Source organism: Brevundimonas sp. DS20 (genome assembly GCF_001310255.1).
Classification (GTDB): Bacteria; Pseudomonadota; Alphaproteobacteria; order Caulobacterales; family Caulobacteraceae; genus Brevundimonas; species Brevundimonas aurantiaca.
The window spans coordinates 1,775,592-1,790,387 of sequence record NZ_CP012897.1 but is presented as its reverse complement, the minus strand read 5'-3'; the positions used below and the strand labels follow the sequence as shown (position 1 = coordinate 1,790,387).

Below are 14,796 nucleotides of genomic sequence, written 5' to 3'. Positions count from 1 at the left end.
GCCTGTAGGGGATGATGGCTGGATGACGGAAGATCCAGCACACCCTGAGCGCCGATGCCCGCCGCCGATCGCGCGCGGCGGCTGGCTCGATCTTCTGCGTTTCGTCGTAGGGGCGATGATCGTCCTCTATCACTTCCGCGAGGCCGCTCCGGTCCCCTTGCCGCTGTTCCATCCGGTCTTCGACCGCGGATATCTGCTGACCGACTTCTTCATCATCGACTCCGGCTACGTTCTCGCCCGCGTCTACGGCGAGCGGCTCGCGGACAGGCGAATTCCGCTTTCCGTCTTCTACCGTCAGCGCTTTCTCAGGGTGGTTCCGGCCCACATGACCGTCAGCCTCGCCCTGGCGGGGCTGGTACTGGCGGCGGCGATCCTGGGCCAGACACCCAGCCACCCGGAATGGTTCGACTGGTCCCGGTTTCCCGCCCAGCTCTTCCTGGTGCAGGCCTATGGGGTGCCCGGCGGAGAGGGATGGAACGCGCCGACCTGGACGCTCTCGGCGCTTCTGGGCTGTTACGTCAGCCTGCCCTTCCTCGCTCGCGCGGCGCGCGGCCTGTCCCCATGGCTGATCCTCGCTTTCGGGGTCGGCGGGCTGCTCGCCGCCAACCTGGCCGCCCACGCCGCCTTCGGTTTGCCGATCTACGAGATGCCATTGCGGCTCGGCTTCCTGCGGGCCTTTCCGCTGTTCGCCCTCGGCGTCGCCGTGGCTCTGTTTGCGCGGCACGTCTACTGTCCGCCCCGACTGGCGGCCGGTCTAGGTGGTTTCGCCCTGGTGGCTGTGGCGGGTCTGCAGGCTCTGGGACCCAATAATCTGGCGACCCTCGGCCTCCTGACCGTCATCATCTTCGCCACCGGGGCCTTGCCGGTCCGGCGCCCGTCCAGGCTGGTCGAGCACCTCGCCCTGATGGCGTTCGCGATCTTCCTGACCAACGAAGTGGCCCGGATCGTGTGGTTCGGCGGGCTCGAGGCCGTCGATTGGCGGAGTTGGAGTCCGTTAGTGCAATGGACCGCCTGGGCGGTCGGCCTGGCCGCGGCTTTCGGCGGCGCCGCCGTCTTCCGCTACGGCTTCGACCGGCCGACGCAGGTCTGGTTCAATCGTCCGAACTCGGAGACGCGATCGACCTCCGCCGCGGCCAAGTCGCCCGTTCCCGCGCTATAGGCCGGTCCTTCGCACAACCTCGGCGAGGTTCACATCATGGCGGCGGGGGGCGCCTGGGTGCCCATGATCGCCACGATCAGAAGCAACATGGCGGCCAGCACGGTCTCTAAAGCCAGGCTGCGCCGCAGGCGGCGCAAGGCGAGCGGACGGGCCTGCTCATCCTCAAGCGCCGATCCGAGATGCGGGGTCAGGACGAAGCGGTTCGACGCCGCGAGGGCCAGCATGCCGGCGAACAGGACGAGTTTCAGGACCAGAAGAACGCCGTAGGGCGTCGTCAACAGGCTCCCGAGCCGGCTGAGTCCGATGAGATAGGCGCTGTTCACCAGACCCGTGATCGTCAGCAGGACGACGGCGAGCGTTCCCAGACCGGAGAACCCCTCCAGGGCGGCGTGCGTCACCGACGCGCCCGCCGCGTGCCCGTGGCGGGTACGCAGCATCAGGAACAGCGCGACCAGACTGCCGAGCCAGAGTCCGGCGGCGAGCGCGTGAACGACATCGGCGATCAGATGCGGCCAGCGGCCCGCCCCTTCCGTCGCCGCGCCGTGACCGGTCCAGGCCAGGCTGGCGCTCAACACGGCGCCGACGACAGTCAGCGCGATCCAGCCGCCGCGTCCCGGTTTCGGGCTGAGCAGCAGCACGGCGGCCAGAAGAGCCATCGCCGCGCGAACCAGGAAGCCGACGCCCAAGCCCGTGCCGAAGGCCACGTAGGACAGCGACTCCGGCTTCAGCGCATCGGTCAGCGATCCCGCCATCACGGCGGTCTGGACCACTAGGTTGGCGAGAGCAGCCAAGACGGTCGCCACGGCGGCGACCAGTAGCGTCGTTCGCGGCCACCTCTCGGCGGCCGCGTCCGACATGGGCATCCTGAACGCGAAGAACAGGGGGACGCCAAACAGCAGGACGGCGCCGATGTACTGCCCCAGCCTCAGCAGGACGACCGTTGTCTCCATCTGATCAGCGGACCGAGAAGTTGGTGGACCCCGTCATCCGGTGCCCGTCCGGAGACGCCACCCGCCAGTTGACCACATAGGCCCCGGTCGCCAACGGCCTCGCCGGAGCGCCCGAGATCGTCTTGCCGTCCTCGGACACCCGCGTCTGGACACGAATGGTCGCGCCCGCGGCGTTGACGAGGTCGAACCCCGAGAAGGCCGGAGCCACGCGCTCGCTGAAGGTCAGACTGATGGTGCGCGGCGCCGCGACCGCGGCGCCGGCGGCCGGCGTGGCGCTCACGAGACGCGCGTGCGCGTCCGCCTGACCGGCGACCAGGGAAAGCGCCGCGACGGTCGCGGCGAGTGATGCGATCTTGAAACGGGTCAACTCAAACTCCTTGGAAGGGACGCCCCTACTGTCACTTACGCGCCTTGGAAATCTTCCCCTCGATTATTCAAGATCACACAAAGCCGCAGCTGCTTCATCCCGACCTGAGACACCTCCTGTCCGAGACGTCCGAGTGTTTAGTGCCGCTCAGATACAGTTTCGAGCCGATCCGCTTCGGACACTACGAGCGGGTGGAAGTCACCCGGGTGAACGACGCCCCGATGGTCCATCCCATGATGCTGAAGACGGTGACCCTCACCGCTCAAGGCCAGGCCCGGTGGTCGTCAACGGTCGTTTGGTTCCGCCCGCAGCCACAGCCAGCACCGCGCTTCCGCGCCTCGCCTCAGGAACCTATACCGCGGTTTGGGCCGCAGAGCGTCTGAATGGTCATACGACTACTGGCTCGGTCAGGTTTATGGTTGATTAGGAAGGAACGAATGAGAGTTTCCAACCTGCTGGCCGCAGCCGGCGCGATCCTGGCTCTGAGCGCGGGAGCGGCCCTGGCCGCTCAAGCTGATGAGTGCTGCACGGAGATGGCGGCCAATGCCGCCATGAGTTGTTGCGACAAGATGAAGTCCGATCAAGCTCCGGCGGAACCGGTCCAGCCGGCGCCGACGGCAGCTCCGTCAGACGCGCCGGCGCTTCAGGGCCCCGCCGACCCTCATTGACGCAAGCGGCGCCGGTCGTCTCCTGAGTCACCCGGAGCCGTACGATCACCGAGCACTTTCGGATTCGGCTCGACATCCGTCAGCACGACGCGACTTTGAGGCGACCCCACGAAACGCACGACTTCGCCGCGTACCTGCGGCTCAGCGACGAACCCTGCCTCTGCCAAGGCAATGTGCTGAGGCGCCGACGGCCCCGACGGGCCCTCGCGCCACCAGCCGTCGGCGGTTGCGGCTTTCGGAGAAGGGCGCCGACGATCCGTTCGATGTCCCGAAACGTCAGCGTCACAGTCGTCTGCTTTTGCCGGCGAAGGAATGTGGCGAGGGGCGCGTACTTGGGCATCTGGGTGTTTTTCCCCTCAAGGTCATCCGGTCAAGGCTGCTCGCGAAGTGCGTGGAAGCGGTATAGGATCAAGCGCGGCGGGTTCCGGGATCGATAGCCGCCGATCGAGAGCCAGGGGACGCGAGAGTGTCGGCGGCGATCGACGGTGAAACGCCGGGCTTCATCACAGAAGTTCCTGGCCCGCCCCCTCCCTCATCCGGGGTCGATCAGACCGCGCCGCACCCCTGACGCGACCGCCTCGATCCGGGTGCGGACCCGGAGTTTCGAACAGACCTTCTCGAGATAACTGTCCACGGTGCGGGGCGACAGGGACAGAATGACCCCGATGTCGGACGAGCTCTTTCCGCGACAGACCCATTGCAGGCATTCCTGTTCGCGCGGGCTCAGGGTGACAGCGGGCGATCCACGGTCCGGATCTTCGGAGACAGCTTCCATTACTACACCACCGGTTGTCCGACTTCTTCCGTACACGGCTAGTTCGGACGCGGGCAACGTCGATGAATTGCGGGTCGCCCGCAGGTTTCTTGCGGTCTGGCGGCCCTCCCGCCGGTTGAACCGCAGACAGGCTGGGCCTACGACGGAGGCGTCGGGCGCCGCGAAATAGGCGCGCAGCAGGAGCCGGGGTTCGTCGCTGACGGAGGCGGCGCTGTCCGCTGAATTAACGGGCCTCGATCGCAGAGGATTCCAACGCCCGACCCCTCCCGCTTGCTTCGGGATTCCGTTTGATTCATGCTGACCAAGCCGACCTTCGCGTCGGCAGGGGCCTGGAATCCCCTGTGCGATATCAATCATCGACGGCTTCCGCTCTGCGCGTGAGCCGGTTGCCGCCTTCTGAGGGCGCGCGTCCGCGCGCCTGCCCAGAATCGCGCGGCCACGCCGGGATTCCCGTCCCTCTCGTCGAGGGGTCGGAGATCCGTGGTGACCGATACGAAGCCGCTAGTGGCGGAGGCGCAGGACGGGATCAACCGTCTCTACCGGCGCTACGCCGTCTGGCTAGATCGCCGGTTGCGCTCTCACATCGGGGCCGACGCTGCGGCGGATGTCGTTCAGGAGACCTATCTCCGAGCGGCGCCTTACGCCCTGTCGGACATCCGACATCCAAAGGCGTTCCTGCTTCGGATCGCCCTCAACCTGGTCCGCGATGAAAGCCGACGAGAGGGCCGCCGCCGCCAGAGCCAAGCGCTCCAAAGACCTGCCGAGGCCGAGGCCGCGCCGCAGTTCGACCAAGTCCTTCTCGAGCAGGTTATCAGGTCCATGCCGCAACTCTACCGCGACGTCTTCGTCTTGAACCGCTTTGGCGGTATGACTTATCCCGAGATTGCCGTGTCGCTCGAGATCAGCGTGAAAACGGTGGAATGGCGAATGTCGAGGGCGCTCGAGTACTGCGCGTCTCGGCTGGACCTGTAGGCAACGGATGATGATCGAGGCTGAAGCCGACATCAGGCGTAAGGAAACCGCCGACTGGTTCAGCAAGTTGAACCAGCGCAAGGTCACGACCGCCGACATCAGGGCTTTCAGCGAATGGCGGCGAGACCCGGAGAACGCCCGCGCTTTCAGCCGTCTCGAAGCCATGTGGGACGCGGCAGGAACGCTGGCGCAAAGCCCGGCGATCGCGGGGCTCGCCGACGAGGCCCTGGGTCGGATTGAAAGGGCGCGCCCGCGGCGTCGGATGCGCGACGCCGGCCGTCTGATCCCGCTCGGCGTCGCGGGCGCCCTGGCGCTTGTGATTGGAGCCGGAAGCCTGACCTGGTGGTCCCTGCAGCGGCCAGACGCCTATGCTACGGCCATCGGCGAGCAACGCACCGTGCGGCTGGAAGACGGCTCCCGCATCGTCCTCGACACGGACTCCCGGGTCACCGTTCGCTTCACCGACGACCGTCGCGTGGTCACGCTCGCTGCAGGACGCGCCATGTTCGAGGTCGAGGGCGACACCGAGCGGCCTTTCCTTGTCCAGGCGGGCGACACGGAGGTCACCGCCGTCGGCACGCGGTTTGACGTTCGGCGATCCGGCTCCGGGGCGCGTGTCGTCCTGGTCGAAGGGCGCGTCGACGTTCACAAGCCGTCTTCGCCGACGGCCCAATGGACCCTGGCTCCCGGCCAGCAGGTCACGACCTCGGGTCCGACGCCCCGGGTCATCGCGGTCAATGTCCCGGCCGAAACCAGTTGGACCGTCGGCCGGCTCACCTTCGAGAACACGCCGATCGCCGCGGCGGTGACGGAGGTGAACCGCTACACCGCCAAACCGATCGAGCTTCGCGACGAACGCATCTCGTCGATCCGGGTCAGCGGCGTTTTCAACGCCGGGGACGTCGACGGCTTCGTCGCCGCCCTGCGCGACCTCTATCATCTGGAAGCCGCCACGGCGGCCGACGGCCATCTGGTCCTCTCCGGGCCGGCATGAAAATAATCTGCGCCCGGACTTAGGGGACGCCCCGCGACCCAACGTCTCCTCCACGCCCCGCAAAGCCGGGGGTAGAAACGAGGGGGAAATCATGGGTTACAGGTTCACTTCAACCGCGCTCGCCGCGCTCATGCTGGGTGTCGCGACGCCGGTCATCGCGCAATCGACCGAGGCCGTCCGGACTTTCAGCATCGGCGCCGGTCCGCTCGAGCGCAGCCTGCCTGTGTTCGCCCAGCAGAGCGGACTTCAGATCCTCTATCCCAGCGCGCTGGTGGCCGGCCGACAGGCCCGCGCCCTCACCGGCGAATACACCCCTGAGGCCGCGCTCGCGGAGCTCCTGCGCGGGACGGGCCTGACCTATCGCCAGAGCCGTCCGACGGTCTTTGTGCTCGTTGATCCCTCGGCCCGCGCCGAAGCCGAACCGCAGGCCACCCAGCTTGAGGAAGTCGTGGTCACGGGGACCTATCTTCGGGGCGCGGACAGTCCGTCGCCGGTCACCGTGATCACCCAGGACGACATCGCCCGGCAAGGCCGCGCAACAGTCGCGGAAACTCTCGCCGCCCTGCCGCAGAACTTCACCGGGGCGGCCTATGAGGGGTCGGCCGGGACGGGTGCGGATCGCACGAGCCGCAACTCGGCCTATGCGACCGGGGTGAACCTGCGGGGTCTCGGGGCGGATGCAACGCTGGTGCTGGTCAACGGTCGGCGGATCGCGGGCACGGGCAGCGCCGGCGACTTCTCGGACATCTCCAATCTTCCCAGCAGCGCCATCGCCCGGGCGGACGTGCTGCTCGACGGCGCGTCCGCCCTCTATGGGGCTGACGCGGTCGGCGGCGTCGTCAACATCATCCTGAAGTCCCGCTTCGACGGCGCGGAAACCCGGCTGCGCGTCGGCGGCACCAGCGACGGCGGGGCCGAGGAGACGCTCCTGTCCCATAGCGGCGGTTTCAACTGGTCCAGCGGCGGCCTCATCGCCGCTTACGAATTCCACGACCGCGGCGAGTTGCGCGCCGCCGACCGTCGCGCAACCGCGAATGCGGACCTGCGCCCGCTGGGCGGCTCGGACTGGCGCTTCACCTATGCGGCCCCGGGCAACCTGATGGCGTTCGATCCGGTCAGCGGATCCTATGAACCGGTCTACGCCGTCCCTCGCAACCAGAACGGCGTGGGCCTAACGCCCGGAGACTTTCGCCCTGGCGAAGTCAACCTGACCAATCAGATGGAGGGTCTTTGGAGCCTGCCGCACCAGCGCCGGCACAGCCTGTTCGTGGCGGGTCGGCAGGACCTTCCGGGCGGCTTCAGTCTGGACGGCGACCTTCGCTACACCGACCGGTCTTACAGCCAGGACTCGGTGGCCGACATTGGAATCCTGTTCGTGACGCCGGACAATCCCTTCTTCGTGCCGGTGGCGGGCGAGCCTTACCAGGAGATCGCCTATTCCTTCACCAACGACCTGGGGCCAGGCCGTGACGAAGGCTTCTCACGCAGCGTCGGCGGCGCCGTCGGGATCACGGGCGAACTCGCCGGATGGAACCTCGCGGCCTATCTGAGCGGCGGTCGCGAGACCACCGGGCTCACGGCCTCGAACCGAGTGCAGACGACCCGGCTCGACGAGGCGCTCGGCGCCACGCCGAACAATCCGTCGACACCCTTCAACCCGGCGGTCGACGGCTATTTCAATCCCTATGGCGATCCCGCCGCCCATAGCCCGGCCCTGTTGACCTTTATCGGGTCCGGCTACCTCCGGTCCGAGAACATCAGCACGGTCGGCTCCTTCAATCTCAAGGCCGACGGAGTCCTCTTCGCCCTGCCGGGCGGCGACCTGCGCATGGCCGTCGGTGTCGATTATCGCCAGGAGCGCTTCGAAACCTCCGGCGAGAATTTCATCTCCGGCGCGGCGCCGCGCGTCGCCCCCCCGACGGCGTTCGACCGCGACGTCTCGGCCGCCTTCGTCGAACTGCGCGCCCCGCTCGTGGGTCCCGACAACGCCCGGCCCGGTCTCGAACGGCTGGAGCTGTCACTCGCCGGTCGTATCGAAGACCATGAGGGGATCGGCCAGACCAGCAATCCCAAGGTCGGCATCCTCTACAACCCGAAGCCCGATCTGCTCCTGCGCGCCAGCTACGGCACCTCGTTCCGCGCCCCGTCGCTGAGGGAGTTGAACAGCGCCTACCGGATCGGCCCGGTGTTCCTGGACCGCGCCGGCGCCAATGTCATCAGCATCGTCCAATACGGAGGCAACCCGGATCTCATCCCGGAAACCGCGGAGTCGTGGACCGCGGGCTTCGTCTGGACGCCCGCCGCCGTCGAAGGGCTGCGGATCGAGGCCGGCTGGTTCCGGACGACTTTCGAGGACCGGATAGCGACCCCGGTCGCGGAGAACCTGATCAACGCCCTCAACGACCCGACCCTGGCGCCGTTCATCCGTTATGTGAGCCCCGGCTCCAACGCGGACGACCGGGCCTATGTCCAGTCCCTGCTCAGCCACCCGGGCAATTTCAATCCGAACGTCTTCCCGGCGACCGCCTACGGCGCCGTCATCGACAACCGCTACGTCAACGCCTCGGCCGTGGAGGTCGAGGGGCTCGATCTTTCGACCCGCTATCACTTCGCCCTGGGGTCGGACGACATCTCGCTCGACGCGAGCGTGACCCATCTGCTGACCAACGATCGGGCGGTCACCGCTGCGTCCCCGACCGAGGACCTGCTCGGCGCCCCGAACTTTCCGGCGCGGTGGCGGGGGCGCTTCGGGGCCCAGTGGCTGCGGGGTCCGCTCACCCTTGGCGGCGCCCTCAACCACGTCAGCGGAGGACGCGATCGGGTCAACGGACGCGGGATCGACGAGTGGATCACTCTGGACGGCCAGGTCCGCTACGACCTTCAGGGCGGATGGGGCGAAGGTCTTTCGCTCACTCTCAATGTGCTCAACCTGACCAATGAGGAGCCGCCCTTCTACGATGCACCGGCGGGAATCGGCTACGACGCCGCCAACACCAATGTGCTGGGCCGGCAGGTCTCACTTCAGCTCGTCAAGCGCTGGTGATCGACCATGCGCATGGTCGTTCTCGTCCTCGCGGGCCTGCTCGCGACGGCGTGCCCGGCGTTGGCCCGGCAAGAGCCGCTCACGGTGGATGTCATTCTGGGGCTGGAGAGCTTCGGACGGGTCGCGATCGATCCGTCCGGCGCGGTCGCCGTCTTCGAGGAACGGCGCGCCCGAGGCGACCTCCCCCGCCATGATCTGGAGGCCGAAGGCGCCAACCGGTACGCCCGGCTCTACCGCATCGACCTCGACGCCCCCGACCGTCCGCGCCCGCTCCTGGTGATGGAAGAAAGCGCCGGCTATTCTGTCGGCGCCTTCTCACCCAGCGGTCGGCGTCTGGCCGTGTCCCGGCTTCGGAACGACGAATGGCGGCTCGGGATCGTCGAGATGGCGACCGGACATGTGGTCTGGACCGAGGTGGCGCCGGAGCTCGGCCTTTGGGGCCGGTCCCTGGAATGGCTCTCCGACGACGCCCTCGTCGTGCTGGGCATGCCGGACGGGGCCCTTCCTCCAAGACTCGCCGGGCCCCGCGCCGAGCAAGCGCGCCTGCTGGCGCTGAGGGCGGCGGCGACGGCCGGGTCGCCGGCCGCGATCACGGTGGGAGGGGACGGCCCACCGGAAGCCTTGCCAGCGCGACGCCTCTGGCGGATCGACGCCGTCACTGGAGAGGCCGCCGCGATCGCCGACGGCCCCTTCCTCGACCTCGAGGCCTCCCCGGACGGACGATACGCCGCGCTGCTCCTGGATGGTCCCCTCCTGCCGCCGCCCTCCGCCGACACCGCGAGCGAGGTGCGCCGCGCCCGGGGGCTGGGGATCGTCGATCTGATCACCGGGGCCGCCGTCCGGCCGCCCGAGGCCGGCAACATCTCGACGAGCCTGCTCGCCTGGTCGCCAGCCTCCCACGCGCTTCTCGTGGCGGCCATTGGCGAAGCACCGGCCCGGATCCTGACCGTCGCTCCGGATGGCGCGGCGCGGGACGTCACCCCGGCCGGGGCGCACCCGACCACGCCGATCGACTTCCAAGGCATGGCGACGGCCGAGGGCGGCTGGCTGGGCGAGACCCCGATCTTCAAGGGCCGCTCCGGAGCCCGCGAGGGCTGGTTCGTCGCCAGAGCCGACGCCCCGCCGCTCGTTAGTCTGTCTCCGGACGCCCGGCTCGTCGCCGAGGGTCGGTCCTCGGTTCTGTTCACCAGCGGCGGTCGCATCATCCGCCTGGGTGCAGACGGCGAGCGCGCCGATCTCGGGGCCGCCATGTCGGCGGTGAACCCACGAGGTCCGTTCGGACTGCGGGCGCAGAGCGGTCCAATGAAGGCGGCCTTCGCCGTGGCCGCGCGTCCCGATGGGCGACTGTGCCAGGTCTGGGCCGATCCCGAGCCCGAGTCTCGATGCGTCGCGGCTACCCCCGGGGGTGCGATCAGCTGGAGCCGGGAGATCAGCCTCGACCGGAGCGTCTCTGAGGCGGAACCCGATATGCTGCGCCTGCAGCGCGGTCCTCGCCGGGAGGTGGTCTGGCGGCTGAACCCCGAACTCGACGAGATCTCGGTCGCGGCGCCCAGACGGATCACCGGCGTCGGCGGCGCCGGCGGTTGGCTCTATCCGCCGTCGAACCCGACAGCGGCGCCGCCCGTGATTGTGGTGCCCTACCAGGGCGAGGCCTACCCCGCCCCACCGTGGTGGATGCGGCGGGAGTCCACCAGCCTGTCGCTGGCGCCGCAGCTGATGGTCGCCGCGGGCTACGCCATCCTCATCCCGGACCTTCCCGCGACCCCGGAACCGGCTGACGGCCTCGCCCAGCGCATCCTGTCGGTCGTCGACGCCGCGGCGGCGGAAGGGCTGGTCGATGCGGACCGCATCGGCCTGTGGGGCTGGAGCTTCGGCGCATGGTCCGCCGTGATGAGCGCAGCCCAGTCGCCCCGCTTCGACGCCGTGGTGGCGCTGAACGGGCCGATGAATTTTTCGACGGTCATCGGGGACGTTGGTTCGACCCTGCGGCTGGAGGGCGGGCATGCGCTCGCCGCGACGGCCGGGGCCCGCTGGCTGGAATCCGGCCAGGCCGAGATGCGCGACGCCTACTGGCGCGCCCCCGACCGGTATCGGCGCAACAGTCCGTTCGAACAGGCGGACCGCATCACCGCGCCGACCCTTCTGGTGGTGGGAGAGTACGACCTGATGCTCGGCCAGTCGGAACAGCTCTACGGCGCCCTGCACCGTCTAAACCGCCCCGTCGCCATCACCCTCCTGATCGGCGAGGACCACGGCGTTCAAAGCCCGGGGAATATCCGGCTCTACTACGATCAAGTGCGCGACTGGTTCGACCGGCATCTCAGGGGATCCGGCGGTCCAGCCGTTCCCGCCAGCGACGCACCCAGGCCTCCGTCAGCGCCAGACTGAGCAGTTGGGAATGCCCGCCGCGCCAGAGCAGGGCGTCCCGGGTGAGGCGATCCTCTAGGGTGGGATCGATCAACCCCGCCTCCGCCAGCGCGCCGCCGAGCAGATAGTCGCGCAAGAAGTCCAGATGCGCGGCGACCGCGCCGCCATAATAGGCGCCCAGTTCGCCCTTGGAGCGGCGATCCAGGATCGACGGCGGCAGGACGTCCGCGAAGGCGGCGCGCGCGGCGGCGCGGTCGCGTCCGCCCCAGGTCAGATCGACCGCCGACAGGGCCAGCCCCGCCTCCACCACCGGCTGGCTGAGCAGTGGATTGACGCAGGGACCGAGGCGGCTGCGCACCGCCGGTCCCTGAAAGGTCTGGCAGAAGGCCAGGGCGGACATCTGCAAGGCCTTGGCCGGCGGGACGCCCTTCAGATCGTAGAGCCAAGGGTGGTCCCAGCCGGCGCGCTGGCGGACCTCCTCGCGCCAGTCCCGGGCCAGCGCCGTCGGCCACAGGGGGCGCCGCAGCCAGCGCGAGAGCCGATGCAGGACCGTCAACCGCGCGCGACCTCGCCGCTCCCAGATCTCGTCCAGCCCGATGAGCAGGCTGGGCATCTGGAAGAAGACCGCGTCGCCGCCCTGCCCCGTGAACGAGCCCCAGCCGCCCGTCGCCTCGATCCGGTCCGCGATGTCGTCGTTGTAGTCGGGATCGATGTCGTTTGCCGCCGGCCGGAAGGTCTCGGCGCACGCGGCCAGACGGACGGCGTCGAGCCTGATGCCGTCGCGACGGACTTCCGTCAGCGTAAAGCCGTGCCGTCCCGCGACCGCCCGGGCGTAATCCCGCTCGTCGCCCTCCGGCTGGTCGACGTAGTGGTTGACCCAGGCGGCGACCCTTCGGCGCTGATCGACGGTCAGGACGCCCGCCACGATGGCGGAATCCAATCCGCCGCTGACCTCGGCGATCCAGCGCCTGTCGCCCGCCAGCGCCCGTACCGACCGTTCCACCGCCTCTCGTAGATCGGGTGCCGGACGCGAGGCCCGGCCCCGATACACCTCGGCGGGCCGCCAGATCTGCTGCGCCCGGTTGACGCCCTCCGCGATCACCCGCAGCTCGCCGCCGGCGACGGCTTGCAATCCGGTCAGGGCCAGTCGATGTCTGTGCTCGCCGGGCCGGCCCACAAGGGCGGCGACCGCGTCCCAGTCCAGCGCGATCCCATCGGGCAGCCAGGGATCGATGACCGCCGCCGCGCTCGTCGAGATCAGGGTCACGCCGGCCTTGCGCCAGGCGACGCAGTCCAGAGCGCCCGACGGGTCACGGAGCACGGCGACGTCGCCCTCGACCCGCCGGACCAGAAGGTATCGCCCCCAGTGGTCCGAACAGACCGCGCGAGCCTGCGCCGCGTCCAGCCGCCGGCATCCCAGGGCGCCCCGCGCCCGCGGCGACAGCACCTGGCCCTCGCGGTCGTAGATCTCGCCGATCATCACGCCGTGCCCGTCGAGCCCGCGGGCGACCTCGAGCCGTCCGCCGGTCGGGGCGAACACCTGAATGAAGGGGTCATGTGATTTGCGCGACCAGCCGGCCCGGCTCAGACGCTGTCGAACGGGCGCGACCAGGCCGTCGAGCGCGGCCGGGTTGTCGCCGACGAGAATAATCGCACAATCCGCCCCCACCTCAGATCACCAGGATCGGCCGATAGACGGTCAGGGTTTCCGGGGCCTCGCTGACGCACCGGTCGCCGCTCTGGAGCCAGCAATGGGCGAGAAAGGGGAAGGTGCGAACCCCGAAGACCCAGTCCGCGTCCAAATCCGCGGCGTTGACGAAGCGCAGCAGCAGTTCCGCCTGGAGCAGGCAGGCGCCGGTCCAGGGCACCAGCGGCAGCAACTGGCGGAACACCTCGACCCGCGCGGCGAGCGCCTCGGGATCAGACCGGCGACCACGACGCCGGGCGTATCGCCGGCTGAGGTCCAGAAGCGTCGGCCGACGCCGCACCGCATCGACCCAGATGACGCCGAAGGTAATGAGATCTCGAAGCGTCGGCCGGATCGGTGGCGCGGGCGGAAGGCGCGCCGACGGCAGGGCCGGCGGCGGGGTGCGATCGTCCAGCGCTGACGTGGGATGCAGCAATTCCTCGGCGGCCAGGCGAAGAAGATCGTTCATCGATCCCAGAGCCCGCCGTCCCTCGATCCGGAGATCGCCGCACTCCGTCAGGCACAGATAGTCGTCTGCGGCGAGATCAAGCAGCACCAGATCGTCGCCGACGCGAACTGCGTGTATGCCCTCTGCGAGCCAGCCGCAGTGACCGTCCTCGGAGCGAAGCGCTTCGGCCATTCCTGACTTCTCCCTGTTACAGCTGAACCTGGCTGGTACGCCCGCCGGCGGGACCCGGCGGGGCCGTCCGGAACCGGGCGGCCCCCTTGGGTTCATTCCGGCGGCATCGTCCAGTGACGGGCCGGGTTCAGTTCGGTGAACGGTCCCATCAGGATCGCCCGGGTCAGCCGACGGGCGGCCCCCAGACGCAGGACGCGCGTCTCGTTCTGGATCTTCATGGATCCCTCTCCTGTGTCAGGATGGCCTCTGGTCGCGGCGTCCGGGGCGAGGCCGGGCCCGGACGTCCGGGCCGCCGAAGCGGCCCGTCCGGTCATTCGCTGGGCGGAATGGTGTACTTCAGCACCGGATTCAGCTCGTCGAATTCGCCGCGCGAGACCGCACGGGTCATGGTGCGGGCGGACCCGAGGCGCACGAGGCGCGAGGTGCTCTTGGTCATGGTCGTCTCCTGTTTTGAAGGTCGACAAAACGTCGACGACGAACCATCAGCGCCGGAAAGCAAATCGATTCAAACTATATTTCGCGTATACTTCGACTGATCTGGGTCGATCCGTCGGACGCGCGAGGCAAGCCCCATCGCTGCGATCCGCCAGCGCGCGTAGTAGGCCTCGATCTCGCTGGCCGGCGCGGGACCCGCGGCCGCGTGGGTCGGGCCGTTGAGGCGTCTGAGCGGCGACAGGCGACGGCGCACGCGAACGAGGCTTTCGATCAAGGGCTGGTTCTCACACGCGTCGATCAAGTCGTCGATCCACGCCTCGACCGCCGCGTCCGAACCGTCCCGGGGCTGGGCGACCGGCGCGCAAAGGGCCGCGAGACGGACATGGGCGGCCTCGAGATCAAGCAGGCCCAAAACATCCTCGAGAGGCGCGGCGCGGGTGAAATAGCCCAGACCGCGGCGCTCCTCGATGAGGCCTTCGCCGCACAGACGGGACAGGGCCTCGCGCACCGGGCTCGTGCTCAGGCCGAGCGAGGCGGCGATATCGACCACGGACAGATGCTGGCCGGGGGCCAGACCCTCCTCGAGCGCGGCGCGCAGACTGGCCAGCGCCATGCCAAAAGGATCGCGCTGTCTCACGGCCGCCTCCATATCGCTCCGTGACGCAGATCGACGACCGGCAAGCTTCGGGGCGATCGAGACACGCGCTTCCTATACTGATGTCCGCAAGAAACTTGCATG

At 68.7% G+C, this 14,796-nt stretch carries 14 protein-coding genes; 6 read left to right on the top strand and 8 right to left on the bottom strand.

Annotated elements, in window-relative coordinates; genetic code table 11:
* The first annotated feature begins 22 nt into the window (after window positions 1-22).
* Window positions 23-1,159 carry an acyltransferase family protein gene (locus tag JL11_RS08675; protein ID WP_054765323.1) on the top strand — a complete coding sequence of 379 codons (1,137 nt, stop codon included), beginning with the start codon at window positions 23-25 and terminating at the stop codon, window positions 1,157-1,159.
* 29 nt (window positions 1,160-1,188) lie between these two features.
* Here JL11_RS08675 and copD read toward each other — a convergent pair whose 3' ends face one another.
* Entirely contained in the window at window positions 1,189-2,109 is a 921-nt protein-coding gene (gene copD, locus JL11_RS08670) for a copper homeostasis membrane protein CopD (protein ID WP_054765322.1), read from the bottom strand.
* 4 nt (window positions 2,110-2,113) lie between these two features.
* Window positions 2,114-2,476, bottom strand: a complete 363-nt coding sequence (copC, locus tag JL11_RS08665) for a copper homeostasis periplasmic binding protein CopC (protein WP_054765321.1) — start codon at window positions 2,474-2,476, stop codon at window positions 2,114-2,116.
* Between the two features lie 437 nt (window positions 2,477-2,913).
* On the opposite strand from copC, the gene JL11_RS08655 reads away from it, so the two are divergent.
* Window positions 2,914-3,144, top strand: a complete 231-nt coding sequence (locus tag JL11_RS08655; protein ID WP_054765319.1) for a hypothetical protein — start codon at window positions 2,914-2,916, stop codon at window positions 3,142-3,144.
* Between the two features lie 532 nt (window positions 3,145-3,676).
* On the opposite strand, the gene JL11_RS08650 is transcribed toward JL11_RS08655, so the two are convergent.
* The gene (locus JL11_RS08650) at window positions 3,677-3,919 is read right to left on the bottom strand and encodes a helix-turn-helix domain-containing protein (protein WP_082382649.1); all 243 of its coding nucleotides are present in this window, start codon (window positions 3,917-3,919) and stop codon (window positions 3,677-3,679) included.
* A gap of 483 nt (window positions 3,920-4,402) precedes the next feature.
* On the opposite strand from JL11_RS08650, the gene JL11_RS08645 reads away from it, so the two are divergent.
* From JL11_RS08645 to JL11_RS08630, 4 genes are all read left to right on the top strand, one after another.
* Window positions 4,403-4,891, top strand: coding sequence for an RNA polymerase sigma factor (locus tag JL11_RS08645; RefSeq protein ID WP_054765318.1), 489 nt, complete (start codon window positions 4,403-4,405; stop codon window positions 4,889-4,891).
* A gap of 10 nt (window positions 4,892-4,901) precedes the next feature.
* A complete protein-coding gene (locus tag JL11_RS08640; protein ID WP_224761368.1) occupies window positions 4,902-5,885 on the top strand; it encodes a FecR family protein in 984 nt (327 codons plus the stop codon).
* 91 nt (window positions 5,886-5,976) lie between these two features.
* A complete protein-coding gene (locus JL11_RS08635; protein WP_082382648.1) occupies window positions 5,977-8,928 on the top strand; it encodes a TonB-dependent receptor in 2,952 nt (983 codons plus the stop codon).
* A gap of 12 nt (window positions 8,929-8,940) precedes the next feature.
* Window positions 8,941-11,316, top strand: a complete 2,376-nt coding sequence (locus tag JL11_RS08630) for a S9 family peptidase (protein WP_125900825.1) — start codon at window positions 8,941-8,943, stop codon at window positions 11,314-11,316.
* Here the strand turns inward: JL11_RS08630 and JL11_RS08625 are convergent.
* The 5 genes from JL11_RS08625 to JL11_RS08615 form a co-directional block, all read right to left on the bottom strand.
* A complete protein-coding gene (locus JL11_RS08625) occupies window positions 11,249-12,964 on the bottom strand; it encodes an asparagine synthase-related protein (RefSeq protein WP_054765314.1) in 1,716 nt (571 codons plus the stop codon). The genes JL11_RS08630 and JL11_RS08625 overlap by 68 nt on opposite strands.
* Window position 12,965: 1 nt before the next feature.
* The gene (locus JL11_RS08620; protein ID WP_054765313.1) at window positions 12,966-13,622 is read right to left on the bottom strand and encodes a lasso peptide biosynthesis B2 protein; all 657 of its coding nucleotides are present in this window, start codon (window positions 13,620-13,622) and stop codon (window positions 12,966-12,968) included.
* A 92-nt stretch (window positions 13,623-13,714) separates the two neighbouring features.
* Window positions 13,715-13,840, bottom strand: a complete 126-nt coding sequence (locus tag JL11_RS18085; protein WP_256371839.1) for a hypothetical protein — start codon at window positions 13,838-13,840, stop codon at window positions 13,715-13,717.
* A gap of 92 nt (window positions 13,841-13,932) precedes the next feature.
* Window positions 13,933-14,058, bottom strand: a complete 126-nt coding sequence (locus tag JL11_RS18080; RefSeq protein WP_256375774.1) for a hypothetical protein — start codon at window positions 14,056-14,058, stop codon at window positions 13,933-13,935.
* 69 nt (window positions 14,059-14,127) lie between these two features.
* Window positions 14,128-14,706 carry a GntR family transcriptional regulator gene (locus JL11_RS08615; protein ID WP_054765312.1) on the bottom strand — a complete coding sequence of 193 codons (579 nt, stop codon included), beginning with the start codon at window positions 14,704-14,706 and terminating at the stop codon, window positions 14,128-14,130.
* Window positions 14,707-14,796 lie beyond the last annotated feature (90 nt).